The sequence below is a fragment of the Aquabacterium sp. genome (genome assembly GCF_016195855.1).
In the GTDB taxonomy this organism is placed as follows: Bacteria; Pseudomonadota; Gammaproteobacteria; order Burkholderiales; family Burkholderiaceae_C; genus Aquabacterium.
Window position 1 is genome coordinate 1 of sequence record NZ_JACPYU010000009.1, and the last position, 25851, is coordinate 25851.

14 protein-coding genes, 4 tRNA genes and 1 pseudogene are annotated in these 25851 nt (G+C 64.4%); 9 read left to right on the top strand and 10 right to left on the bottom strand.

Features of this window, described 5'->3' with window-relative positions; genetic code table 11:
- From HY019_RS08100 to gmd, 6 genes and pseudogenes are all read left to right on the top strand, one after another.
- Positions 1-2940, top strand: a pseudogene (locus HY019_RS08100) (heme utilization protein); the annotation flags it as partial.
- A 139-nt stretch (positions 2941-3079) separates the two neighbouring features.
- Complete coding sequence (locus tag HY019_RS08105) at positions 3080-4069, top strand: UDP-glucuronic acid decarboxylase family protein (protein WP_290690123.1); 990 nt, start codon at positions 3080-3082, stop codon at positions 4067-4069.
- A gap of 33 nt (positions 4070-4102) precedes the next feature.
- Positions 4103-5002 carry an exostosin family protein gene (locus HY019_RS08110; protein ID WP_290690125.1) on the top strand — a complete coding sequence of 300 codons (900 nt, stop codon included), beginning with the start codon at positions 4103-4105 and terminating at the stop codon, positions 5000-5002.
- A 45-nt stretch (positions 5003-5047) separates the two neighbouring features.
- The gene (locus tag HY019_RS08115; protein WP_290690127.1) at positions 5048-6148 is read left to right on the top strand and encodes a glycosyltransferase family 8 protein; all 1101 of its coding nucleotides are present in this window, start codon (positions 5048-5050) and stop codon (positions 6146-6148) included.
- 45 nt (positions 6149-6193) lie between these two features.
- Entirely contained in the window at positions 6194-7213 is a 1020-nt protein-coding gene (locus tag HY019_RS08120) for a GDP-mannose 4,6-dehydratase (RefSeq protein ID WP_290690129.1), read from the top strand.
- Positions 7214-7229: 16 nt separating this feature from the next.
- A complete protein-coding gene (gene gmd, locus HY019_RS08125) occupies positions 7230-8372 on the top strand; it encodes a GDP-mannose 4,6-dehydratase (protein WP_290690131.1) in 1143 nt (380 codons plus the stop codon).
- Between the two features lie 120 nt (positions 8373-8492).
- On the opposite strand, the gene HY019_RS08130 is transcribed toward gmd, so the two are convergent.
- From HY019_RS08130 to HY019_RS08150, 5 genes are all read right to left on the bottom strand, one after another.
- A complete protein-coding gene (locus HY019_RS08130) occupies positions 8493-10400 on the bottom strand; it encodes a glycosyltransferase (RefSeq protein WP_290690133.1) in 1908 nt (635 codons plus the stop codon).
- A gap of 72 nt (positions 10401-10472) precedes the next feature.
- Entirely contained in the window at positions 10473-13763 is a 3291-nt protein-coding gene (locus HY019_RS08135; RefSeq protein ID WP_290690139.1) for a tetratricopeptide repeat protein, read from the bottom strand.
- Between the two features lie 140 nt (positions 13764-13903).
- A complete protein-coding gene (locus tag HY019_RS08140; RefSeq protein WP_290690144.1) occupies positions 13904-15301 on the bottom strand; it encodes a TolC family protein in 1398 nt (465 codons plus the stop codon).
- Between the two features lie 3 nt (positions 15302-15304).
- Complete coding sequence (locus HY019_RS08145; protein ID WP_290690146.1) at positions 15305-16540, bottom strand: HlyD family type I secretion periplasmic adaptor subunit; 1236 nt, start codon at positions 16538-16540, stop codon at positions 15305-15307.
- 8 nt (positions 16541-16548) lie between these two features.
- The gene (locus HY019_RS08150; RefSeq protein WP_290690149.1) at positions 16549-18849 is read right to left on the bottom strand and encodes a type I secretion system permease/ATPase; all 2301 of its coding nucleotides are present in this window, start codon (positions 18847-18849) and stop codon (positions 16549-16551) included.
- A gap of 298 nt (positions 18850-19147) precedes the next feature.
- On the opposite strand from HY019_RS08150, the gene HY019_RS08155 reads away from it, so the two are divergent.
- Positions 19148-19840, top strand: coding sequence for a hypothetical protein (locus HY019_RS08155; RefSeq protein WP_290690151.1), 693 nt, complete (start codon positions 19148-19150; stop codon positions 19838-19840).
- 56 nt (positions 19841-19896) lie between these two features.
- Here the strand turns inward: HY019_RS08155 and HY019_RS08160 are convergent.
- Positions 19897-19970: transfer RNA gene (locus HY019_RS08160), tRNA-Cys, on the bottom strand.
- A gap of 64 nt (positions 19971-20034) precedes the next feature.
- Positions 20035-20110 (bottom strand) — tRNA-Gly (locus tag HY019_RS08165).
- Between the two features lie 224 nt (positions 20111-20334).
- Between HY019_RS08165 and HY019_RS08170 the strand changes: the two genes are divergently transcribed.
- Both HY019_RS08170 and HY019_RS08175 read left to right on the top strand, forming a co-directional pair.
- Positions 20335-20426 (top strand) — tRNA-Leu (locus HY019_RS08170).
- A 152-nt stretch (positions 20427-20578) separates the two neighbouring features.
- Entirely contained in the window at positions 20579-21946 is a 1368-nt protein-coding gene (locus tag HY019_RS08175; RefSeq protein ID WP_290690152.1) for a D-amino acid dehydrogenase, read from the top strand.
- A 4-nt stretch (positions 21947-21950) separates the two neighbouring features.
- On the opposite strand, the gene HY019_RS08180 is transcribed toward HY019_RS08175, so the two are convergent.
- The 3 genes from HY019_RS08180 to HY019_RS08190 all read right to left on the bottom strand — a co-directional run bounded on the left by HY019_RS08180 (position 21951) and on the right by HY019_RS08190 (position 25769).
- Positions 21951-22024 (bottom strand) — tRNA-Cys (locus HY019_RS08180).
- Between the two features lie 125 nt (positions 22025-22149).
- Complete coding sequence (locus HY019_RS08185) at positions 22150-23280, bottom strand: carotenoid 1,2-hydratase (protein ID WP_290690153.1); 1131 nt, start codon at positions 23278-23280, stop codon at positions 22150-22152.
- Positions 23280-25769, bottom strand: coding sequence for an ABC transporter permease (locus tag HY019_RS08190; RefSeq protein ID WP_290690154.1), 2490 nt, complete (start codon positions 25767-25769; stop codon positions 23280-23282). The genes HY019_RS08185 and HY019_RS08190 overlap by 1 nt, the downstream gene beginning before the upstream one ends.
- Positions 25770-25851 lie beyond the last annotated feature (82 nt).

The following is a 25851-nucleotide window of genomic DNA, read 5'->3' on the forward strand; positions in this document are numbered from 1 at the left end:
GCCGCCATGCGCGCCATGAGCACCGAGGCCTTTGGCAGCCTGAGCACCGCCCAGATCGCCGTGCTGAGCACCGCGGACATCGCCGCCCTGACCACCGACCAGATCAGTGTGATGAACACCGATCAAGTCGTGGCGCTCACCTCTGCCGATGCGGCCGTGTTGAGTTCCACCCAGGCTGCCATGTTCAGCAGCGAACAACTCGCCGCCCTGGAAACGGTCGACTTTGCCGCCCTGCGCACAAGCGCCGTTCGCGCGCTCAACATCGACGCCATCGCCGGCCTGAGCACCGCCCAGGTCGCTGTGCTGACCACGGCGCAGATCATCGCCATGACGACCGCGCAAATCGCCGCGCTCGACACCGCAGACATCGCTGCGATCACCAGCGCCGACGCCGCCGTGCTGACCTCGGCCCAGGCTGCCGTCCTCAGCAGCGCCCAGTTCGGCGCCCTGAGCACGATGGACACCAGCGTGCTGAGCACTGCCGACATCCGCGCCCTGAGCACCGACGCCATCACGGGCATGACAGCCGCGCAAGCCCAGGCCCTGTCCTCCGCCCAGGCCATGGTGCTGACGTCCTCGCAGACCGCCCAGCTCACCAGTGCCCAGATCGTGACGATGCAGACAGAAGCCATCGCCGCCCTGAGCACCGCGGCCGTGCGCGCCCTGGCCAGCGACGTGATCGGCAACCTGGGCACCGCGCAGATCGCCGTGCTGGGCACTGCCGACATCGTGGCGCTCACCACCGAACAGTTCAGCGCCTTCAGCACCGCCCAGATCGTGGCCCTCACCTCGGCCGACACCGCTGTCATGAGCACTGCCCAGGCCGCCGTGCTCAGCAGCGAACAACTGGCCGCCCTGGAGACCGACGACTTCGCCACCTTGCGCACCGCCGCCGTCCGCGCCCTGAGCGTTGACACCCTCACCGGCCTGAGCACCGCCCAGGTCGCCGCGCTGACCACGGCGCAGATCGTGGCGATGACGACCGCGCAAATCGCCGCGTTCGACACCGCCGACATTGCCGCGATCACCAGCGCCGATGCCGCCGTGCTGACATCGGCCCAGGCCGCCGTCCTCAGCAGCGCCCAGTTCGCCGCCCTGAGCACCCTGGACACCAGCGTACTGAGCACTGCCGACATCCGCGCCCTGAGCACCGACGCCATCACGGGCATGACCGCCGCGCAAGCCCAGGCCCTGTCCTCCGCCCAGGCCATGGTGCTGACGTCCTCGCAGACCGCCCAGCTCACCAGCGCCCAGGTTGTGACCATGCAGACCGAAGCCATCGCCGCCTTGAGCACCGCGGCCGTGCGCGCCCTGGCCAGCGACGCGATCGGCAACCTGGGCACCGCCCAGATCGCCGTGCTGGGCACCGCCGACATCGTGGCCCTCACCACCGAACAGTTCAGCGCCTTCAGCACCGCCCAGATCGTCGCCCTGACCACTTCGCAGGCCGCCTCGCTCACCACAAACGACATCCGTGTGCTCAGCAGCGCCCAGTTCGGCGCTCTCCAGACCGAGGATCTGGCCTCGTTCACCACGGCCGAGATCCGCGCACTGACCAGCGACACGCTCACCGGCATGTCGACCGCCCACGTGACGGCCCTCACCACAGCCCAACTGGCCGCCTTCACGACCGACGCGATCGCTTCGCTGAGCACCGCCCAGGTCCACGCGATCCTGACCGAGCAGATCACAGCCCTGACCAACGCCGAAGTGATGGCGCTGACCACCGCACACATCGTTGCCCTGAGCACGGACCAGTTCGTGGCACTCACGACCGCCGAGTTCGCCATCATGAGCACCACCCAGGTGAGCGCCTTCACCTCGGCGGACATCGTCGCGATGGAGACAGCTGACCTGATCGTGCTGTCCACGCAGCAATTTGCCGCACTCAGCACGGATGCCGTTCACGCCTTCACCGCGACCGAGATCCAGGCCTTGTCGACGGCCCAGATCCACGCCCTGACGGCCGACCAGATCCAGGCGTTGACCACGCAAGACATCGCCGCCTTCCTGACCGCGCAGATCGCCGGCTTCTCGACCGCCCAGATCGCCAGCTTCACCACGGCGGAAATGGCCGCGCTGACCACCACCGAGATCTCGGTGATGACCATGGCGCAAGGTGCCGCGCTGGATGTCAACGCCCTGTCCACGGACCAGACCGCCGCACTCGCCGCCATCTCGCCCATCGTGCTGGACCTGAACGGCGATGGCGTCCACACCATGTCGGCCACCTACGGCACCCAGTTCGACCTGCTGGGAACCGGCTCGACGGCCACCCACGGCTGGGTGTCCAAGGCAGATGGCCTGCTGGCAATCGACCTCAACCACGACGGCCAGATCAATGACGGCACCGAACTGTTCGGCACCGCCACCCGCCTGGCGGACGGCCACAGCGCTGGCAACGGCTACACCGCCATGCTGGCGCAAGACAGCAACCACGATTTCAAGCTGACCGCGGCGGACGCCCACTTCAAGGACCTCAAGGTCTGGGTAGACGCCAACGGCAATGGCATCTCGGACGCCGGCGAATTGAAGGACCTGTCCAGCCTGGGCATCATCGAGCTGGACCTCCACGCCCATGCCAGCTCGACCACCGACAACGGCAACCTGCTGGGCCTGGTCTCCGGCTACAAGACAGCCGACGGCGCCACCCACGCCATGGCAGACGTCTGGTTTGCCAAAGAGCAGCACACTTCGACCGCCGCGCCGGCCACCACGCCATCCACCGATCACGCCGCAGCCGATCACCTCGCCAACCAGCTGCCCATCAGCGCCGGCGACCTGCTCGCCCACCCTGGCGACAACCTGCTGGCCAGCCCCCTGAACAGCAGCCACACCGAGGTAGCCGCGACACCCGCCGTGGTCCACCTTGACGCCCAACTCACCCAGGTGGACCACACCCAACTGGTCGACGACAAGCTCAACCACCCCTTGATCTGAGCGCCTTTCACCATCTGAAGCATGCAAAAGTGCACGGATGGCGCGCCTTTTCGGGCTAATGCAGCAGGCCGAACGCAGCAAAACTGCCTGCTACGTTCCGGGAGAAGGGTCTCCTGGGCGCTCGTCAAGGAGAAGCCTCATGAGCATACGACTCGGCACCAGCAAGACCTGTCTCGTCACCGGCGGCGCAGGGTTCCTGGGATCACACCTGTGTGAACAACTGCTGGAGCGGGGCCATGAGGTGATCTGCCTGGACAACCTGTTCACCGGCACCCGCCGCAACATCGAGCACCTGCTCGATCACCCCCGCTTCGAATTCCAGCGCCACGACGTCACCTTCCCGCTGTACGTCGAGGTGGACGAGATCTACAACTTCGCCTGCCCGGCCTCGCCCATCCACTACCAGCACGACCCGGTCCAGACCACCAAGACCAGCGTGCACGGTGCCATCAACATGCTGGGCCTGGCCAAGCGCGTCAAGGCCAAGATCCTGCAGGCCTCGACCAGCGAGGTCTACGGCGACCCCCAGGTGCACCCCCAGACCGAAGACTACTGGGGCCACGTCAACCCCATCGGCTACCGCTCCTGCTACGACGAAGGCAAACGCTGCGCTGAAACCCTGTTTTTTGACTATCACCGCCAGCACAAGCTGCGCATCAAGGTCATGCGCATCTTCAACACCTACGGCCCGCGCATGCACCCCAACGACGGGCGCGTCGTCTCCAATTTCATCGTTCAGGCCTTGACCGGCAAGCCCATCACCCTGTACGGTGACGGCGCGCAGACCCGCTCCTTCGGCTATGTGGACGACCTGATCGACGGCGCCCTGCGCCTGATGGACACCCCGGATGAAGTCACCGGCCCCATCAACATCGGCAACCCGGTCGAAACCACCGTCAAGGCCCTGGCCGAGAAAGTCATCGAGATGACCGGCTCCAGCTCGCCCATCGTCTACAAGCCCCTGCCGCAGGACGACCCCATGCAGCGCTGCCCCGACATCACCCGGGCCCGCCAAACCCTGGGCTGGGAGCCCACCACGGCGCTGGAGCAAGGCCTGGGCAAGACCATCGCCTACTTCGACAAGCTCCTGTCCACCTCCACCGCCAAAGAGCTGACGGCCGCAGTCTGAGCCTGCCCTCGACATCCCATCAGGAAGCCCCCCATGCGCCCTCTGACCCTGGTATCAGACCCCGCCACCCTCAACGCGGCCCTGGAGGTCTGGTACATCCAGAACCGCATCGCAGGGGGCCTGCCCTTCACGATGGTCCAGGACACCGGCAACCTGCACAACCACGTCATCATCTACCTGGAGCTGGGTGGCGCCGACCTGAACCTGATCCGCTCGCTAAAGAGCCGCGGCAACCGCGTCGTGCTCTTTCAGATGGGCGACGAATACGGCAAGAAAACGCGCGAGGCCTACGACCTGTGCGACGGCGTCATCAAGAACTACTTCTTCCAGGACATCTTTGAAGACATCCGCTGGGTGGGCAAGGTCTTCTGGTCGCCCAACGGCTTCAAGAGCGGCGTGGGCCCACGGGACCACACCCGGCTCAAGCCCACGACAGACCGCAGCTTCCTGTCGGCCTTCATGGGCTGGCTGAGCAACAACGGCTCGTACCACAACGAGCGCGCCCTCTTCCAGGTGCAGATCGAGGCCTGCCAGCCCAACCTCTTCGTGAACCCCAGCGCGGGCTTCTCGGCCGGGTTCAACGTGGGCCTGTATTCCACGGTGCTGGAATCGGCCATTTTCTGCCCCTGCCCCGCCGGCAACTCGCCCGAAACCATCCGCTTGTACGACGTGCTGGAAATGGGCTGCATCCCGATTTCACTGAAGCACGACTTCATGGGCTCGCCCTTTGCCCTGGGTGGCGTGCCCTTCCCGGTGATCGACAGCTGGGAAGACCTGCCGGCCTTCCTGGCCGAACAAGCCCGCATCCGCCAGACACAACCCGAGAGGCTGCTGGACCTGCAGCGCACCACTATCGCATGGTGGCAAATGCGTCAAGCCGAAATCGCCGGACGAATCGGGCACTTCCTGTTCGATCTGCGCACCCGCGCCTGACGCATCCTGCACCTGCTGCACTCAACCTCAAGAACTGACACAGCCATGACGAACACCGCCGACACCCGGATCCAAGTTGCTTACTGCACCGACCTGGCCTACGTTCAACACGTGGCTGTGGCCCTGGCCTCGCTGCTGGAGCACAACGACCCCGCCAATGTCTGCGTGCACGTGGTCTCGCCCCCCCTGCCCCAGCAGGACCTGGATCGACTCAATTCGGTGGCCCAGCGCTACGGCGCCACGCTGAACTACGTGGCCTTTGACGCCTCGGTGCTGTCCTCGCTGCGCGAGCACCTGCACATCTCGCGCGCCACCTACTACCGCATCCTGCTGCCACTGCTGATCAATGTCGACAAGGTCATCTACTTCGACTGCGACATGGTCATGGAAGCCGACGTGACCGAGCTGTGGAACACCGATGTCGAAGGCTGCGGCTGCGCCGGTGTCGATGAAGAAAACCCCGGCCAGACAGGCCGCCTGGGCCTGAGCGACGACTTCTACATCAACGCTGGCGTGCTGGTCATGAACCTGGCCTACTGGCGTGAACACCAGATCGCCGACAAGTGCCTGAAGTGGCTGGCGGCCAACCCCCAACTGGCCATCCTGCTGGACCAGGACGCCATCAACGTCGTGCTCAAGGGCCAAAAGCGCAAGGTGCCGCTCAAGTGGAACCTCAACCCGGTTCCGCTGGAAGACATCAATGTGCTCAAGACCTACCCCTCGCGCGTGATCCACTTTGGCGGCAACATCAAGCCCTGGCACCGTCACTACGACTTCGACCTGCAGGCCATCTACAAGAAGTACCTGGACAAGACCCCCTGGGCCGCCGAGTTCCAGCTCAAGGAGCCCACCAACATGGCGCAAGCCCTGATCGTGGCCAACCAGTGCTTCGAGCGCCAGGATCTGGGTACCGCCGCGTACTACTACGCCCGCGCCATCCGCTTCCGCCTGGTCACCAACAAGCTGGAGTCGGAACTGCTGCTGGACGTGATCAACAGCGCCCACCGCCTGACCAACAGCCAGCGCTTTGACGAAGCCTGTGCCTTGTACCGCGCTTGCTTCAAGAGCTGGGGCATGCCCATCCAGCACTACATCAACATCTACCGCGTCCCCGGCGTGCTGGACAAGCTGCCTGAAGCAGCCTGAGAATGAGCCGCGCTTGTCGCTGCCTGAACACAACCGGGGAAAGACATGGCAAAGGTACTGATCACAGGTGTGTTGGGGCAAGACGGAGCCTACCTGGCGCAGCACGCCCTTGAGCATGGCCATGAGGTCATTGGAGGCGCGCGCGGTGAGCTCACCGACGAGCGCCTGTGGCGTCTGCGCCATCTGGGCATTGCCGACCAAATCGCGTTCATCCCCTTTGACCTGGGTGACAGTGCCTTGATCGAGCAACAGATCAAACAGCATCGGCCCGACTTCATCTTCAACATGGCCGCGCAAAGCTCGGTCGGCGATTCGTTCTCGACGCCTTTGGCCACCGCAGAAATCGGTGGCATGGGCGCCTTGCGCATCTTTGAGGTGGCCCGCTGGGCCGACTGGGCACCGCATGTCTTCCAGGCCTCATCTTCCGAGATCTTCGGTTGCATCACCGATGCCCAACATACCGAAGACTCCAGCTTCAACCCCAAGACACCCTACGGCGCCACCAAGCTGTTCGCGCACATCATGGCCGAGGCCTACCGCGCCAGCTATGGCACCTTCGTGTCCACCGGCATCCTGTTCAACCACGAAAGCCCGCTGCGCGGCGAGAACTTCGTGACCCGCAAGATCACCAAGAGCCTGGCACAGATCAAGGCAGGCCAGCAAGACACCGTCTACCTGGGCAACCTGGATGCCCGCCGTGACTGGTCGCATGCGCGTGATTTCGTTGAAGCCATGTGGCGCATCGTCCAGCTGCCCCAACCGGACAACTTTGTCATCGCCAGCGGCCGGCTGGTCAGCGTGCGGGACTTCACGAGCATGGCGGCTGCCCGCGCCGGCTTCGACCTGGTCTGGGAAGACCACGGCGTCAACGAAAAGGGCTTTGACCGCAAGACCGGCAAGCTCATCGTGGGTGTCGATCCGGTCTTCTACCGGCCCTACGACCCGGCACAGCCCAAGGTCAACACCGGCAAAGCCGCATCGGTTTTAGGCTGGACACCCCAGACCACGCTGGAAGAACTCGTGGGCGAAATGGTGGACTTCGAGCTCCAGCAAATCAAGCATTGATCCTCAAAGGTACATCATGAAGAAAGTGGCATTGATCACCGGCGTGACCGGTCAGGATGGCTCCTATCTGGCTGACTTTCTGTTGAAAAAGGGCTATGAAGTCCATGGCATCAAGCGCCGCTCCAGCCTGTTCAACACCGACCGCATCGATCACCTGTACCAGGACCCGCACGTCAGCAACCGCAACTTCGTGCTGCACTACGGCGACCTGACCGACTCCACCAGCCTGGTGCGCATCGTCCAGAAGGTCCAGCCTGACGAGATCTACAACCTGGCCGCCCAGTCCCACGTGGGCGTGAGCTTTGAAGAGCCCGAGTACACCGCCAATGCCGACGGCATCGGCGCGCTGCGCCTGCTCGAAGCCATCCGCATCCTGGGGCTGGAGAAGAAAACCAAGTTCTACCAGGCCTCCACCTCCGAGCTGTACGGCCTGGTGCAAGAGATCCCCCAGAAGGAAACCACGCCCTTCTACCCCCGCAGCCCGTATGCGGTGGCCAAGATGTACGCCTACTGGATCACGGTGAACTACCGCGAGGCCTATGGCATGTATGCCTGCAACGGCGTGCTGTTCAACCACGAAAGCCCGGTGCGGGGCGAGACCTTCGTGACCCGCAAGATCACACGCGCCATCAGCCGCATTGCGCTGGGCCTGCAGGACTGCCTGTACCTGGGCAATATGAGCGCGCTGCGGGATTGGGGCCACGCCAAGGACTACGTGGAAATGCAGTGGCTGATGCTGCAGCAGGACCACGCGGAGGACTTCGTGATCGCCACGGGCGTGCAGTACAGCGTGCGCCAGTTCGTCGAGTTCGCGGCTAAGGAGCTGGGCATCACCCTCGCGTTTGAGGGCGAAGGCGAATCGGAAGTGGGCCGCGTGACGGGCATAGCGCCTGTGGTCAACGCCAAGGGCGATAGCCAGGTGCTGGCCAAGTGCAAGGTGGGCGACGTGATCGTCAAAGTTGACCCACGCTACTACCGCCCCACCGAGGTGGAGACCCTGCTGGGCGACCCCACCAAGGCCAAGCAGAAACTGGGCTGGGTGCCCAAGATCACCCTGGGTGAGCTGGTCAAGGAGATGGTGCTGAGCGACTACTCGGCGGCCAAGCGCGACAGCCTGGTCAAGCTGGCGGGCTTCCAGGCTTACGACCATCACGAATAAGCGCTTTGGCGCTACAGCCGCAGGCCGGGGGCTGCACCGACAAAGCGCCCCATCCACCCACCAAACAAAATGGCCCAGCTCACAAGCCAGGCCTCATTCAAAAAAGCACGAGTTCAGCAATCACACCGCGTTGGCCTTGTCCTTCAACAACTGGTTGTCCTGCCCTGCATGGAAATACGGCTTGGCAAACATACCCTGCCACAGCCCCACCAGCACATTGTTGAACGCCTGCTGATGCTCGGCCCTCACCGCCCCCGTCGCCGGGTCAATCAGCTTCACCGCAATCTCCGGCGTCACCAGCACCTGAAAGCCAATCACATTGATCGCCACCCGCTGATACGTCTGGCACAACCAGTTCAAGGTCTTTGGCGACATGAAAAAGATGTGCTGCCCGTGCTCTGCCGTCAGATAGTCCCAATCCGCCGCCACCTGGTTGGCGATCCCCGTCTGGATCACCACCACCTTCGGATTGGTCTCAAAGATCGCATCAAACGCCGCCTTGGGCTCATCGAAGTGCTCGACCACCTCGCACAGGTTCACCACATCAAAGCCGCTGAACGTGGGCGTCTGAAAGCCCAATGCCAGCCGCGGTTGGCTGTAGCGGTCATAACCCCAGGCGTCCCAGCCAATGTCGCGCATGGACCGCACAAACAGCCCCGAGCCACAACCGTAATCCACGATGCGGGTCTTGTTGTCCATGCCACACAGCGGCAACAAGGTGTTGAGCACCCCGGCATTGATCAGCGAGCGCGTCACCTGCCCCGTGTCGAACATCTCGTTTTCAGGCACATAGGCCTCGGCCAGCCAATAAGGCTTCTCGGTCTGCACCGCGCCGCAGTGGTCGCACTGGCTGTACTGCACATCAAAGCGATGCAGCACCTGCTTGTTGAAAATCGCGTGGGTGGGCGAGCCGCACAAACGACAGGCTGCATGCGCCTTTGCCACCTTCTTCGCCTTGCAATCGTTGGCCGCATCGCTCAGGAAGCGCTGCATGATGTCGCCCATCGTGTCCCAGCGGAACTTCCTGGCCTGAACGCGCCCTGCTTCGATCATCGTGCGGCGCACTTGCGGGTCCTGGATGGTGATCAGGTGCTCGGCCAGTTGGGTGACGGCGCGGCCATCCATGTGCACATACAGCGGCACATCCCCGCCCACTTCCGGGATCGACGAAGAGTCTGAGGTGATCACCGGGCAATCACAGGCCATGGCCTCCAGCACGGGCAGGCCAAAGCCTTCGTACAAGGACGGGTAGACCAGAGACACGGCGCCTGAGTAAGCCGCCTGCATGTCGTTGTCATCGAGGATGACCACCTTCACGTCGGCCGGGCCGGCCTGCGCCGCGAACTCGGGCTCGATCTGGCCGCCGCCCGTGCAGACAATGCTGTAGCGGGCACGTGCGTCGCCCAGGGTCTCGAATGCCTTGAAGAACAAGGCCACGTTCTTGTAGCCGCCGCGCGTGCCCGAGATCAGGAAGTACGGGTGATCGATGCCGTGTCGGGTCTTGAAGCTGTCAATCGCGGCAGGCGTCGCCGGCACGAAGTCGGTGCCCGTGTAGGCGATCTCGACCTTCAGGTCCGGGCGGTTCAAATGCTTGCGCAGGTCACGCGCCGAGTTCTCGGAAATCGCCGAGAAATACTGGCCGTACTGCATGGCTTCCTGCTTCTGGCGCCACATGGGCTGCGTCAGGTCCCAGCCCAGCGCCTCGGGGATCATGTCGTAGATCAACATGGCCGAGGGCGTGCTCACCGGGAAGGTGTAGTAGCTTGAAATGAAGAGGTCGGCCTGCTCGTCATTGCACAAGGCCTGCACCATGCGGCGGTCTTCGTCCAGGTTGTCATAGCCGAAGGGCGGCACATCGCGGTAGCGCACACCGTCAACGCGCACGCAGGTGCGGTTGCGGTCCAGCACCACCACCTCGCTGGCAAAGCCGGTGTTCACCCAGTGCTGCAGCAGCTTGGTCCACACGCGGGCAATGCCCGAGCGGCCAATCTGAAAGAACACCCCGTCAATGACGATCTTGGAACTCATGTTCATCCTTGTTGAATACGCGGTCGGCCCGACCTGCCCCGCCTGATGACCTGGCTTGCGATGACCTGGTGATCACCAGTTGTGCAGCATGAGGTTGCGCTCGCCCAGGAAGTCCGCCCCCAGCAGGAAGAAGGTGCCCGGGCGCCAGTCCTTGAGGTGACGGATGCCCACGGACACGTTCGAGCCACCGTTGCCCAGGAACATGTCGCAGCGCGCGGCCAGCCAGGAATCGAGGATCACCTGCTCGCCCAGTTCTACACCAGAATGGCCCGCGTAATGCACGCCTGTGTCATTGCTGCTGCGCACGCAATCCAGGCTCAGCACCTTGTCGCCAAAGCGCTGCTTGAACTCGACCAGCAACTGGTCGCTGTCGGTCAGCAGGAAGATGTTCAGGCCCGGGTTGACCTTGAGGATCTGCTCGATCGAGGTCCAGTAGGCCTGGTTGATCGTGTCCAGATGGGCCATCTCCTTGACCTTGTCGCTGCCGCGCATGTGCACGGCCAGCCATTGCTTGCCGGCAAACAGCGTGGCGGCCTGCTGGTCCACCTTGGCTTGCAGCGCGGGCTTCAGGCGCAGGTACTTGGTGAAGATGTGGCGGTAGAGCTGGTTGCGGTCCTTGCCGAACAAGGGGCTGCTCTCAGGGATCCAGGGGATCAGGTCGTTGACCTTGGTGTGGAAGTCGCTGACGACCACGTCCTCTTCACGGCGCAGCTGGTACAGGCCGGTGATGCGCGAGCCCTCGCCCGACCACTTCTGGTGGTCTTCCAGTTGCAGGTTGCTGCTGCTCCACTTGGCCGGATAGAAGCTCAGGCCCTCACGCGTCAGCGCGTCCATGGAGAGCGTGCTCACGGGTTCGAAGAAGTTATCGAAGGCGTTGCCAGTGGCATGTGGGTTGCGGAACAGGCTGTTGCTGCCCCAGTTCACGATGGGCTGGCGGCCAGTGATCTCGGCCAGCAGCAGGCCGGCGGCCACATGGTCCAGATCCGACCAGAAGCCGTAGCCCCAGGCCTTGATCAGCAGGTACTTGTCTTTGGCGTTGGCACCAGCCGCTGCAAGCTTGGCCTTGGTCTGTGCCTGGCTCAGCAGCGCGTTGACGCTGGAGCCCAGAGCCTGCACTTCAGGCATGGTCTTGAGCGCGTCGGCGTAGTAACGGGCAGCGAGGTCGTGCGCGCCAATGCGGCTGGCGATGTCACCCAGCAGCTTGAGTGCGCCGGTGTGGCCAGGCGCCTGCTCCAGTTGCTGGCGGCACAGCATCTCGGCCTTTTGCAGGTTGCCGCGCTGCAGGTCGCTTTCGGCCGTGCCGACCGAGAAATCTTCGACCAGGGCGGGCGCGGCGGCAACCACACGCGGGGCTGACTCGACCACATCGGGCGCACCGATCAGCTTGTTGACCTGCGAGTCATGCCAGATGGTGGTGTAGACGTTCTCAAGCTGGCGGCAGAACTCGGCGGTGTCGAACAGGGCCGTGGTGTGGCGGTTGGCGGCCAGGCGGGCCTTGACCTCGGCCAGCTCTTCAGGATGAGTGGCCAGGCGCAAGGCCAGGGCTTCGTAGCCTTGCACCGAGTCGGCCACCAGATCAGGCATGTTGATGGCATGCAGCAAGCTGCCGGCCACGCGAGATGGGAAGGCCCCACCCAGGTAGGTCACCACAGGCAGACCGGCCATGAGCGCGTCGGCAGCGGTGGTGTGGGCGTTATAGGGTTGGGTGTCCAGGAAGATGTCGGCCTGGCGGTAACGTGCCAGGTGGTCTTCCACCATGGGCACGCGGCTGGCGAACACGATGCGTGACGGGTCCACACCACGCTTGGCGGCTTCGGCGCGCAGATTGCGCTGCGAGGCTTCGCTGCGCGACATCAGCCACAGCACGCTGCCGGGCACCTGGCTAAGCAGGCGCATCCAGATGTCATACAACGCCGGGTTGATCTTGTAGTCGTGGCTGAAGGAGCAGAACACGATGCCTTCGTCGGGCAGACCGCACTCGGCGCGCGTGGGGGTGCGCTCCGAAATCTTCAGGCTGGCATCGGTGGGCAGGTAGGCATCGGGCAGGTAGACGACCTTCTCGTCGTAGTAGGGCTGGTGCGCCGGCGGGATCACGAAGCGGTCCGCCACGATGTAGTCCATATAGGGCACGCCCATGGTGCCAGGGTAGCCCAGGAAGTTGACGTGGGCCGGCGCCGGGCGGTGGCCGAACACATCGGTGCGCGAATCGGCGGTGTAGCCGGCCAGGTCCACGGCGATGTCCACTTCCATCTCGCGCATCAGCTCGGCAATGGCGCGCGAGCTCATCAGGCGCGCGTCCACGAACTTGTCGAAGGCGGCCAGCATGCGGCCACGCAGGCGGCTCTTGTCGTCGATGCCCAGTGAAATGGCGATGGTCTCGAAGCGGGATTTGTCGTGGTGCTCGAAGATGCCAGCCATCAGGTGGCCCACGGGGTGTTCGCGCAGGTCAGGCGACACGTAAGCCACGCGGATCTTCTTGTGGCGGTAGCGCTGGCCCGTCCACAAAGGCTGGGCCGAGATGGGGAAGCGTTCGCCGAACATGCGGGCGCTGAGCTGGTGGCTGGCGCAATCATCGGAGATGGCCATCAGCGGCAGGGATTTGCAGGTGTGCTTGCCCTGCTTGATGCCGTCGATGATCTGCTTGGCCAGGGGCTCGAAGTCGGTCCAGTCGCAGGCGTGCATGCGTTCGTAGACCAGCAGGCCCAGGCCCCACTCGTAATTGGGGTTGAGGGTCAGCAAGCGCTGGAACATGGCGACGGCTTCGTCCGTGCGCTTGAACTCCGTCAGGATGATGCCGCAGTTGCCCAGGGCGGTTTCGTGGTCGGGCTTGATGGCCAGCACGCGCTGGAAGAAGTCCAGTGCCTCGGCATGGCGATGCTGCTCGCGCATCAGCACGCCGCTGTTGACCAGGGCTTCGATGTACTGAGGGTTCAGGGCGATGGCCTTGCCGTAGGCCGCCAGGGCCTCATCGCGGCGCGCAAAGCCCTGCAGCACGCTGCCATAGGCCATCCACAACGGCGCAAAGTTCTGGTTGGTGGTCAGGCAGTTGGCCAGCAAGCGCAAGGCACCGGCCTGGTCCTGCCTCTGGGTCATGATCAGCGCCAGGGAATACGTGGCGATGCCGTCAAACGGGTGCGTCTGCAGGTAGTCGCTGAAAACGACTTCCGCCTCGGCCAGCCGGCCAGAATTTTGCAACTCCAGCCCGCGCATCAGGGCGCTCTGGTCGACCGTTGCCTGGGGCGCGGCCGCAGGCGCCGCCGGCACCGGATCGCCTTTGCCACCCTGGCTCACGTCACGCAACACTTTGGACACGGCTTGCGGAGCGGGGCGCTTGGCGGCGGCGAGGTGGGGGCGAGTTCCCATTTGGTCATTCCGGTTGTCACGGCACGCAGCGCCGCAGAGCCAAGAATATGGGGGTACGCCCAGGGGTGATCCCGCCAAGAGTGCGTGAAAAACCCCACAAATTGAGCTTGCCGGTGGCAAGCGCCCGGCTTACCGGGTCATCACTGCGGCATCTGGTCAGGAATCAGCCAGGCCGTCAGGCCCGACCCCAGGGAGCGCAACTGCGCGCTGGCCATGTAACCGTCATGCAGGGCATTCACGTAGGCAATACGCAAGTTGAAATGATCGCTCTCTGCCGACATCACGTCAAACAGAGAGCGGCGCCCCAGTTGCGACCACTGCTGGAAAGTGAAATTGCGAACGCGCTCGCTGTCGCGCAGCACGTCGACATAGCGCTTGGCCCGCTCGAACGAGGTGGCCGCCACGTCATAGGTTTCGGCCGTGCGCGAGAACTTGGTGTTGAGCAGGTCGGCCAGTTGCTGGCGCGCGGCCTCGGCCCGCTTGACAGCAGCCTGGGACACCGCGTCATCGGAGAAGCCGTTGAACAGGCTGTAGCTCACGGTCACGCCGGCGTGCCAGGCAGACACCTGGCTGGAACCCTGCACACCGGAGGATTTGCCCACGCTCCAGTTGAATTGAGGGCGCTGGCCTGCCACCACGGCTTTGGAATAGCTGTCAGCCGCATCGGCCTGGGCCCGCAACTGCTGTGCGTCATTGCCCATTTCGATCTGGCGGTTGATCTCGCCGATTTCCGGCACAGTGGCCAGCGGCAAGGTGATGCCATCGCCCGGGGGGGGCGTGTCGCCAATCAACTTGCGCAGCTTGATCTCGATCTGGCGGCTTTGAGCCAGGGCCTGGTCACGCTGCAGCTCGGTCTGGGCCTGTGTCTTGCGGGCCTGCACCAGTTCGCTGGTACGGCCCTTGTCCTCGGCGACGATGCCTTCCAGCGCCTCCACCAGGCAGCTCATCTTGCGCATGTACTGCTGGTAGACCTGGGCCTGCAGGCGATAGCGGTTGCGCTCCAGCGCGGCCGAGACGGCCTCCAGCACCACCTGCTCGCCGGTGATCGCCGCGCCGAACTTGGCGGAGCCGGCCAGTTGCGAGCGCCAGTCCGTCAGGTGGCTGATGCGGCCGTTGTCCCACAAGGGGGCCGACACGTTCAGGCTCACGCTGGACTGGTTGCCGCTGGTCACGGTCGTGCTGTCCTGCTTGCTGCCACCCGTCCCCAGGTTGCCGCTGACCGACACCTGGGGCCAGCGCCCTGCCTTCACCTCCGTCACATCCAGTGCGGCGGCTTCGGCCAGCAGGCGCGATGCCCCGAAGGCGGCGCTGCGGCGCGAGGCCTCCCGCGCGATCAGTTGCAGCTGCTTCATCGGGTCCATCGGCTCGGCTTCTGCAGGCGCGGCAGCCGCTGCCGCCTTGGCCGTGCGGGACGCGGCCTTGTCCGCCTTGCCGTCACCGGCAACGTCATCACCGCAACGGGCCCAGGCGCTGCCCTGCGCGGCCAATACGGCCACGGCCAGGCACAGCGCGGTCTTGATGAGTGTGGATTGGCTCATGTCTTAACGCTCTCGAAAAGCTTCCTGGGACTTGACCAGGGGCAGCAGCAGGTACTCCGCTACTGTTCGTTCACCGGTTCGCACCTCAACCGTTGCCGTCATGCCGGGCATCACGGCCAGCGGCTTGCTACCCTGGTGCAGGGTGGATGTGTCCGAGCGGATCATGGCGCGGTAGTAGGTCGCGTCCTTGGCGCCCGTCTTGGCGTCATCGCCCAGGGCATCGGGGCTGATGTACTCGATCACGCCCTTGAGGCCGCCATAGATGAAGTAGTCGTAGGCGCTCAGCTTGACCGTGACCGGCTGGCCCACGCGCACAAAGCCAATGTCCGATGGCTTGACGCGTGCTTCGATCAGGATCTTCTTGCCCACCGGCAGGATTTCCATGATGGGCGCGCCCGCCGGCACCACACCACCCACGGTGGCGATGCGGATGTTCTTGACCAAGCCGCGCACCGGCGACTTCAGGATCGTGCGGGTCAGCATGTCCTGCTTGACCACCATCTGCTCTTCGAGCTGGGCCAGTTCGGTACGTACGCGAATCAGTTCGGCGCTGGCATCCTGCCTGAAGCGGTTCACCCGCTCCTGGATCTGCAAGGTCAGGTCATTGACCTGGCGCTGCAAGCGCATCACCTCCACCTCGGACATCAGCCCTTTGGCCGACATGCGCTCGGCCATGCTCAACTCGCGGCGCAACAGCGCCTGGCTGCGGCGGGTCACCGAGACGGCCTCTTCCAGCGACTGGCGCCGGGCCTCGTAAGACTCGGTCTCGCCCTGCACGATCTGGCGATCGGCCAGCACCTCGGTGGGGAACACCAGCTTGCGCCCGGTGGACTCGGCCAGCAGACGCGACAGCGTACCGGTCAAAGCCAGGCGCTTGGCCAGGCCTTCGTTCTGCTGCGCTTCAGCGCGGGTCGGGTCGATCTGAACAAGGTCCTGCCCCTTCTCGACCATCATGCCTTCACGCACCAGCACATTGCTCAGGATGCCGCCTTCCAGGCTGGCAATGACCTGCTCGCGGCCATCCGACACCACGCGCCCGTCGGCCTTGGTGATCTGGTCCACGCGCGCCAGAAAAGCCCAGGTGATGGCCACGACCACGGCGGTCAACATCAGGTAGAGGGCCCAGATGGCCTGGGGTGTGGTCTCGACCAGCTCGGCCTGCTTGATGCCAGACAGGAACTCGTCATCGCCACGGAAATACTGCCCGTCGCCGCGTTTTCTGGAGAGAAACAATGCCATGGCGGGCCTCAACCTGCTGCGGCCAGCTCACGCGGCGCGGCGGGCCCCGCTGGCGATGCAGGCGCCTGCTGCGGCACGGGTTGCACATGGCCGGGCTTTTGCCCTGCCAGCATGGCCAGGACCTTGGCCTTGGGCCCGTCCGCCAGGATCTTGCCGCTGTCGACCACGATGATGCGGTCCACCACGTCGAGCAAGGCGGGGCGGTGCGTCACCACCACCAGGGTCTGGCCATGCACGGCCGAGCGCAGGTGATTGATGAAACCCGCTTCGGATTGCGCGTCCATCGAGCTGGTCGGCTCGTCCATCAACAGGATCTGGGAGCGCGTCACCAGGCAACGCGCCAGTGCCACCAATTGGCGCTGGCCACCCGACAAGAGCGAGCCCATCTCACCCACAGGCAGGTCATAGCCCATCGGGTGGGCTGCAGCCAGCTTGTCCAGACCGGTCTGGCGCGCCACTTCAAGGAAGTGCCCTACATCGGCATTGGGGCGGCCCAGCAACACGTTTTCTTTCAGCGTGCCGTAGAACAAGCGAGGCTCTTGCGACACGAAACCCACGTGGCTGCGGAAGTCGACCGGGTCGATCTGGCGCAGGTCCAGGCCATCGACCTCCACAAAGCCGTCGGTGGGCTGATACAGCCCGGCCAGCATGCGCAGGATGGTCGATTTGCCACTGCCTATCTTGCCCAGAATGGCGATGCGCTCACCGGGCTGGATCTCCAGGTTGATGCCTTTGAGCACCGTTGGCGCGTGGTCATGCTTGCCCTTGGGGTAGGCAAAATTCACATCGTTGAGCGCCATCTGCCCTGTGATCTTGCGGCGCGTCAGATATTGCTTGCCCGGCACACGTTCGGTGGGCATGGCCATCAGGTCATTGAGCACCATCAGGGCTGCCTTGGCACCTTGATACCGCCCGGCCAGCGCGACCAGCGATGTCAACGGCGCCACCGCGCGCCCGGCGAACATCACGGCACCGATCAAGGAGCCGCCAGAGATCTGCCCATCCTGGATCAGGATCACGCCCCAGATCAGCATCACCACCGTGACCAGAGGCTGCAACACGGTCGAGAAATTGCTGACGATGCTGGCAATGGTGCGGGCGCGCAGGGACGAGGCCGCGGCCGCCGCGTTGGCATCTTCATACCGTTTGGAGAAGTAACCCGCGGCACCCGCGGCACGCACATCCTCCAGGCCTTCCATGGCTTCCACCAGCACGCCTTGCAGGTCGGCATGCTGCGCCATATTGGCCCGCATGGAGCGGCGCAGCATGCGCTGCACCCCCAGCGACACACCCAGGATCAGGGGCACGGCCACCAGCAGCACGAACACCAGCGGCCCGGCCACCACATAGGTCATCAAGATGAACAGGAAGACAAAGGGCAAGTCCGTCAACACCGAGGCACTGGCCGATGTCGAGAACTCGCGCACGATTTCGATCTGGGACAGGCGGTGCGCAAACGAGCCGGCCGATTCAGGACGATGCTCCAGGCGAATGCCCATGGCCTGGTTGAACAGCATGTTGCCCATGATCAGGTCGGCCTTCTTGCCGGCCGTGTCGATCAGGTAGCTGCGCAACTGCCGCGCGATCAGGTCAAAGCAAATGCCCAGCAAGGTGCCCACCCCCAGGGACCACAGCGTCACCATCGCGTTGTGCGGGATGACCTTGTCGTACACGACCGAGGTGAAAAAGCCCGTGACCAGCATCAGCAGGTTGCTGAGCAAGGCCGCCAGCATGGCCGAGCGGTAATAAGGTACGTAGCGCTTGAGCGTGGACCATAACCAGTGCGAGGGCGACAGCTCCTGCGCCTCGCGGTCACCATGCACGGTGCCCGACTTGAGGGCCGCCAGCAGCGTGTAGCCGGAGTACTCGGGCAACAGCTCTTCTTCGGTGGCGGTGCAAACCTCATTGCCCGACCCCGGCATGATCACTTCATACCGTGCGCCCCCTGCCCGCTTGGAGCGACCGCTGATGCGGCGCGTCAAGATGACCGCATCGCCGTTCTTGAGCAGCATGACCACGGGCATCAGCAAAGACAGGATCTTGCCGGGCGGGCGTCGCACCAGGGTTGCGCTGAAGCCCACCCGTTTGAGCAACTGCACCGCCTGAGGTGCGGTGATGCCGCCCTCACCCGGGTGGAAGCCATCCAGGATCGACGACTCGGAGCGGTCGATGCCGTGGTGATGGCACAGCCACACGATGGCCTCCAGCAGGGGATCTGCCGGCAACGCTGCGCCCACACCTGCCTGCTCGGGCGCTTCAGGTGTGTCTTCAAACGTTTCGATCAGATCGGGCTCGGAGGTGGGGTCCACCAATAGCTCCCATGGTCAACAACAACAGGGCACAGGCCTTTTTGGGCGTGTACCTGGGATGCTAGGTGGGGGGAGCCAGAACCTTAAGCGGCAATAGAGCGGTCTTCTCAGCGCAATTCCCGCACTGCGGCCACGACGTCAGGCGCATCTATATAGCCAATGGCCAGATGCAGCGGCGCCAACCGAACAGGCGGTCAAACCGCATCTTTTTTCACGTTTTTCAACAGCGCAAGGCCCCCACCATGTGCAAGCAGCAGTACGAGCGACCACCTCTGTTCAACTCACACCGAGCCTCAACATGACCCCAAACGAAGAAACCTCCATCCGGATGTCTGGCAATTTCGATCAGAGCACCTATGGCGCCCTGCTGCGTCATGCGCTGCTTCGTTCGCTGGCGATGGACACCAAGTTGCCCGGTGGCATCCTGACCATGCAAGGCATGTCGGGCCGCAAGTACCGCTCGCTGATCAACAACTTCATCGGCAGCCTGTCAGATGCGCGGTATCTGGAGATTGGCTCCTGGGCTGGCTCGACCGCCTGCTCGGCCATCTTCGGCAACAAGATCCGGGTTCGCTGTATCGACAACTGGTCCGAGTTTGGTGGCCCCAAGGCGCACTTTCTGGACAACATCCATCAGGTCAGCTCGCCTGTGGTCGACTTCCAGTTCATTGAAAGCGACTTCCGCCAGGTTGACTACAGCACCATCGGCAAGAGCAACGTCTATCTGTTTGACGGCCCTCACACCGAGGCAGACCAGTTCGATGGCGTCATGATTGCCCAGCCGGCACTGGACGATCACTACGTGCTGATCGTCGATGACTACAACTGGCAGGAAGTGCGCGACGGCACGCACCGCGCCATCAAGACACTGGGTGCCAGCGTCGAGTGCGCCATCGAGATCCGCACGACACACGACAACTCGCACCCGCTCAACGGCATGCAGACCAGCGACTGGCACAACGGCTACTACCTGGCCGTGTGCCACAAATAAACGCCCAAACAAAAACGCACCGTCATCGGTCAGATGAAGGTGCGCGCAAGGATGGGTGGAGGCGCGGCCCGGAGTCGAACCGGGCTCAACGGATTTGCAATCCGACGCATAACCGCTTTGCTACCGCGCCTCAAAAACAGCATCCAGCGGGGGGGCTGGAAAAAAGGGAAGCACGCTGGCTTCCCTTTTGAATTTGGAGCGGGATAAGAGACTCGAACTCTCGACCTATACCTTGGCAAGGTATCGCTCTACCAACTGAGCTAATCCCGCATATCGCCAGACTTGATTCTGGCAATTTTCTTCGCTTTGACTTGCGTCTTGATCGTTTCTGGTGTCGCGATCAGCGAAGACCTGAACTATACATCGAATTTAGCCCTTCGCGCAAGGTGTTGCAACTTTTCATCAAGATTTTGTTGGCCTGGCTGCCCGCGGCGGCGCCTTCAAGCCTGGGCGTCCAAGCCTGATCTGGCCAAGGACGTACACTTGCGCCCCAGGCCCCGATGGTGAAATCGGTAGACACAGCGGACTTAAAATCCGCCGCTTGCTGAAAGGCGGCGTGCCGGTTCGACCCCGGCTCGGGGCACCAGGCCGTTTACCGATGACACGGCACCCGCGGCAAGGTTGCAGCAACACGACTGCGGCACTTCAGCACAAATGGCTGGCCGGCAAAGCCCCAGCCTGCTGCTCTCCCATCCCCACATGCCTAGAATGGTTCCAGCGACAAGCGGGAGCCACACCATGCGTGTACTCGTCCTCGGAAGCGGCGTGATCGGCGTCACCAGCGCCTATTGCCTGGCGCGAGCCGGTGCCAAGGTCACCGTGATCGACCGGCAACCCGGGCCTGCGCTTGAAACCAGCTTTGCCAATGCGGGCCAGATCTCGCCGGGCTACGCCTCCCCCTGGGCCTCACCCGGCCTGCCGCTCAAGGCCTTGCAGTGGATGCTGCAGCGCCACTCGCCCCTGTCCATCCGCCCCGATGGCAGCTTTTGGCAATGGCACTGGATGGCGCGGATGCTGCGCGAATGCACACCCGAGCGTTATGCCACCAACAAGGAGCGCATGGTCAGGCTGGCCGAATACAGCCGCGACTGCCTGCGCCAGTGGCGCCAGGAGCTGGACCTGCGCTACGAAGGCCGTGCACTGGGCACACTGCAGATCTTCCGGACGGCCGAGCAACTGCGCAGCGCCCACAAGGACACCACCGTGCTCGACCGTTGCGAGGTGCCCTACAGGCTGATGACGCCCGACGATTGCATCGAGCAGGAACCTGCCCTGGCCGCCCGCAAGCACCTGTTGACCGGCGGGCTCTACCTGCCCGGCGACGAAACCGGTGACTGCCAGCTCTTCACCCAGCTGATGGCCGACAAGGCGCGGGCCCTGGGCGTGCAGTTCCGCCACGATGTGCAGATCGACCAGATCCTGCATGACGGCCAACGGGTCAACGGCGTGCGCCTGCTCACCCCGCAAGGCGCCGAAGTCCGCCTGGCAGACGCCTATGTGGTGGCCATGGCCAGCTACTCGCGCGCGCTGCTGCGTGAGCTCGGTCTGGATCTGCCGGTCTACCCGGTCAAAGGCTATTCCCTGACCCTGCCCATCACGCAGCCCGATGCGGCGCCCCGCTCCACCGTGCTGGACGAAAGCTACAAGGTGGCACTCACCCGTTTTGATCAGCGCATCCGCGTCGGCGGCATGGCCGAGCTGGCAGGCTTCGACCTGACGCTGCGCCCCAGCCGGCGCGCCACACTGGAGCGCGTGGTGCAAGACCTCTTCCCCGGCGCCGCGCCACTTGATCAAGGCGAGTTCTGGACAGGCCTGCGCCCCATGACACCAGACGGGACACCAGTCATCGGCCCCACCCGCATCGACAAGCTGTGGATCAACACCGGCCACGGCACCCTGGGCTGGACCATGGCCGCCGGCAGCGGCCAGTTGCTCGCCGACCTGCTGCTGGGCCACGCACCCGCCATCCGCAGCGATGACCTGGCCCTGCGCCGCTATGACCGCGCCTTCTCGCACACGGGCCTGGGCGCGCCCCCCACACCCGCGGCACACGCACCTGCGCGCAAAAGAAAAGCCCCTCCAGGTTCGCTGGAAGGGCTTGTCTGAAAGCTGGAGGCGCGGGCCGGAGTCGAACCGACCTACACGGATTTGCAATCCGGTGCATAACCGCTTTGCTACCGCGCCTTGGGTATCGACGAACAAGCCGGTTGACCGATCTTGTTCGTCGAGGCACGAAGTATCTCTGAAAATTCAAACACCTGCAGGCGGCCCTCCAAATTTTGTACAAGGCCACTGCGCCGGGCGGTGCCTCACAACATCAACTCGCCGGCATAGCCCGTCATCTCGAGATAGCCCGAGCCGATGACGCGCCCCTGCGCGTCCAGCAGGTCGCTCAAGCCCTCCCAGTAGACGTCGCCAATGCCATTGCCACCGTCCACCTCCTGCTGGTTCATGCGCGCCTTCACCGTGTAAACCGCGCCGGCCAGATCGATGCGCCAGCTCACCGGGTATGAGGCCCCCGTGGCGGGGCTGCGCCAGGTCTGCCCAGGCGTCATGCGGATCTCCTCGTGCTTGAAGACGTGGTCAGGCCGGCCGGGTTGCCTCAGGGTGGCGCCTTCCCACACCGCACTGCCATCGCCTCGCCGCATGCGAAAGGCCATCAAGGCCGAGCCATCGTGCAGGTTCATGCACACCCAGTCCGCCCCCACGGCGTCGGGCGCCATCATGCGCCGGCCCCAACCGTGGTCCAGCCAGGCTTGGCCCGTGACCTGCACCGTGCGCCGCTGGTAACCCACCCGCCCCGCCACCTTCAATTGCGGCTGCGAGTAATAGCGCGTGGGGTAGCCCAGGAAAGGGTCCCGGTGGATGGTGCCGCCCTCGCCATGCAGCATCACGGCTTGTGTCTGCGTGCAACGCAGATCCAGCATGAAGTCCGCCGCGGTCGCGCGCCCCAGGAACACGCCCTGCCCCACCGCGCCACTGCGGGCCAGCAGCCAGTCCTGCAAGGTGACACGCATGTCGTCCTGCGCCACGTCCACCAGGCCGAAGCCCACGCGCGCCATGCGCTGGTTGTGCCATGCGGCGCCATGGAGCGGGTCGCTCAAGGAGGCGCGCGCCCCGATCAGGTGCCTGGGCGCAAAGCGGCTGGGGTTGTGCTCGGCAGACTCCACGGCCGTGCGGAAGTAAGCGATGTGAAAGCCCAGCGTCTGGCGCCCCTCCAACTGCAACACCCCTTTGAGGTTCCACCACTCGGCACGCGATGCCAGGTGCGCCCCCTCGTCCTGCGGAAAGCGCAAGGGCACATCGGGCGGGTGCGCCGCGCTCACCACAGGCAGGCTTTGCTGAGCCCCAGCGCCCAAGGGCAACAGGCCCGACGCGCCAGACAAGGCAGACACGGATGACAAGCGCAGCCATTGGCGGCGCGTCAGGCCCCAGCTCATCACCAGTCCTCCTTCACGGCGCTCACCACGTCGCGCCCGATCGCCGCCCTGGCGGCCACCCCGGCGGTGACCGTGCCGGCCACCACCACACCCAGGCACAAGGCCACCAGACGCAGCCAGGGCAGCGACATGTCCATGGTCCAGTGAAAGCTCTGCGGGTTCACCACCTGGACCAGGATGAAGCTCACGGCCAGGCCCAAAGCGAGCCCCATCAAGGCCCCGACACCCGTCAGCACCGCGCCCTCGCCTGCCAGCACACGCCGGATCTGCTGCGGCGTGAACCCCAGGTGGCTGAGCAAACCAAACTCCTTGCGCCGCGCCAGCACCTGCGCCGAAAAGCTGGCCGACACACCGAACAGACCGATACCCAGCGCCACCGCCTGAAGCCAGTAAGCCACGGCAAAGCTGCGGTCAAACACCTGCAAGGTGGACTGCCTGATATCGCGCGGCGACTGAAAACTCAGCAGCGAGCCATCCAGGCCCTGCCCGCCGGCCACCTGACGTATGCCTTCCTGCACCTGCGCGACCCGGGCCTGCGGCCTCAACCACAAAGCCAGATCGTTGACGGCCCTGTCGCCCGTGAGCCGCTGGTAGTCATCGGCCTGCATGATGAGTGCGCCCTGCTGGTGGGCATAGTCCCGCCACACACCCAGCACCTGGGTGCCGACAGGCGCATGCCCAGCCAGGAGCGGCAAGGGCAAGGGCGAGCCAGGCCGCAGCCCATACAGCTCGGCCATGGTCTCGCTCACATACACACCCACGTGGCCCGCTGCCGCCGGCAAGGCCGCGCCCACCAGCGGCAGGGCCAAACGCTGGTCGCCCCCCGTGGCACTGAAGGGCCGTGAAATCAGGACCACCGGCGCTTTACCCGGCTGCAAGCTCAGCTTGCCCACGCGCACGCCCATCACCTGCGCCACACCGGGCTGATGCGCGATCGCATCCAGCAGCGCAGGCGCCAGGTGCAAGGTCTCGCTGCCGTTGTTGGCCGCACCCGTGCGCACATACAGGTCAGCGGGCAACAGCGTATCCAGCCAGGATGTGATCGAGGCTCTGAAGCTGGACACCATCACGGTCAGCGCAATCGACAGCCCCAGGCTGACCACGATGCCGGCAATGGCCACCGATGCCGACTGCCGCATGTGCCGCACGCGCTCCAGCGACAACAGCAGCGAGGCCCGCCGCATCAGGCTGGCGCGGGGCACGCCCTTCATCACTGCATTGAGCAGCAGGCTCACCGTCGCCGGCACGCACTCGATGCCGCCCAGCATCACGCAGGCCATGGCCAGGTAGGCCCACACGGGCACACCACGAACCGGAGGCATGCAACTCAACAAGCCACCCATCAGCAACAAGATGGGGCCCAGCCAGATCGCGTGGCCAGATCGCTCCGCCAGCGTCGCCCCTTTGAGCGCCTGTGCAGGCGCGAGACGCTGCGCCATGCGCGCAGGCAGCACGCCACCCCAGATGGCCGCCAGCACACCCAGGCCGCCATACAGCAGTGCCGCACGCCATGACCACTGCAGCGCGGGTGCACTGCCGGCAAAATAATCACCACCCAGGTCACCACCAGACACGGTCAAGGCCAACTGAGCCAGGCCCGTGCCCAGGGCAATGCCCATCACGCCCCCCAACACGCCCAGCACACCGGACTCCAGCAACACCAGGCGCAAGCGCTCGCGCGCACTCAGCCCCAGCACACCCAGCAAGGCGAACTGCTTCTGGCGCTTGGCCACAGACAAGGACAGGGTCGAAAACACCAGAAAACTGCCTGTGAACAAGGCCATCAAGGCCAGCACACCCAGGTTGACCCGGTAGGCGCGAGACAACTGCGACGCCTGCGATGACGCGGCCTGAGGCGACTCCACCAGCACGCCGGCCAGTTGAGGGATCGAGCCCAGCACCGCGTCCGGCTGCCGCCCCCCCTTGAACTGGATGTCCAGACGCGTGACTTGCCCCAGCATGGCAAAAGCCAGTTGGGCACCCGCGATGTCCATCACGCCCAGCGCCTCCCCCCCCGCGCTCACGGTCCCGGCCACACGCAACTCGACAGTCTGCAAGCCAGCCTGAACCTTGATCTCGCTGCCAGGCACCACTCCCAGCACAGCTTGCGCCCGCGCATTGAGAAAGATCACCTTGGGGTCGAACAAGGTCAGCCGCTCATTGCCGATGACATCGCGCGACACCTGGGGCATCAGCGCCGGTGTCAGCAGCCTGGCGGCCAGCGGGTCCAGGCCCAGCACCCGCAAGGGATGGCCGCCCGATTGCGTCTGTACGTCGATGATGGGACTGACCGAGCGCACGTCCGGGTGCCCGGCCAGCAAGGGGTACAAGGCCTCGTCAAGCCCACCTCTGGCCGCATGCAGGCTCACATCGGCCTGGCCACTGACGGACCTCACCGCGCCATCGAACTCGCTCAAGGCTGATTCGTGGATCAGGTGCACCGAGAACGCCTGCGCCACACCCAGCATCACCGCGAGCAGGGCCGCCATGTGGCGTGCACCATGCCGGCGCCATTCCTGCCAGGAAAAAGTCAGCAGCAAGCGCCAGATGGGTGAGCGTACAGGCCGCAGA

What these genes read in the sequence shown, in the direction of transcription:
- HY019_RS08105 (WP_290690123.1), top strand. Translation starts at nt 3,080, where the DNA reads ATGAGCATACGACTCGGCACCAGCAAGACCTGTCTCGTCACCGGCGGC.
- HY019_RS08110 (WP_290690125.1), top strand. Translation starts at nt 4,103, where the DNA reads ATGCGCCCTCTGACCCTGGTATCAGACCCCGCCACCCTCAACGCGGCC.
- HY019_RS08115 (WP_290690127.1), top strand. Translation starts at nt 5,048, where the DNA reads ATGACGAACACCGCCGACACCCGGATCCAAGTTGCTTACTGCACCGAC.
- HY019_RS08120 (WP_290690129.1), top strand. Translation starts at nt 6,194, where the DNA reads ATGGCAAAGGTACTGATCACAGGTGTGTTGGGGCAAGACGGAGCCTAC.
- gmd (WP_290690131.1), top strand. Translation starts at nt 7,230, where the DNA reads ATGAAGAAAGTGGCATTGATCACCGGCGTGACCGGTCAGGATGGCTCC.
- HY019_RS08130 (WP_290690133.1), bottom strand. Translation starts at nt 10,400, where the DNA reads ATGAGTTCCAAGATCGTCATTGACGGGGTGTTCTTTCAGATTGGCCGC.
- HY019_RS08135 (WP_290690139.1), bottom strand. Translation starts at nt 13,763, where the DNA reads ATGGGAACTCGCCCCCACCTCGCCGCCGCCAAGCGCCCCGCTCCGCAA.
- HY019_RS08140 (WP_290690144.1), bottom strand. Translation starts at nt 15,301, where the DNA reads ATGAGCCAATCCACACTCATCAAGACCGCGCTGTGCCTGGCCGTGGCC.
- HY019_RS08145 (WP_290690146.1), bottom strand. Translation starts at nt 16,540, where the DNA reads ATGGCATTGTTTCTCTCCAGAAAACGCGGCGACGGGCAGTATTTCCGT.
- HY019_RS08155 (WP_290690151.1), top strand. Translation starts at nt 19,148, where the DNA reads ATGACCCCAAACGAAGAAACCTCCATCCGGATGTCTGGCAATTTCGAT.
- HY019_RS08175 (WP_290690152.1), top strand. Translation starts at nt 20,579, where the DNA reads ATGCGTGTACTCGTCCTCGGAAGCGGCGTGATCGGCGTCACCAGCGCC.
- HY019_RS08185 (WP_290690153.1), bottom strand. Translation starts at nt 23,280, where the DNA reads ATGAGCTGGGGCCTGACGCGCCGCCAATGGCTGCGCTTGTCATCCGTG.
- HY019_RS08190 (WP_290690154.1), bottom strand. Translation starts at nt 25,769, where the DNA reads ATGGCGGCCCTGCTCGCGGTGATGCTGGGTGTGGCGCAGGCGTTCTCG.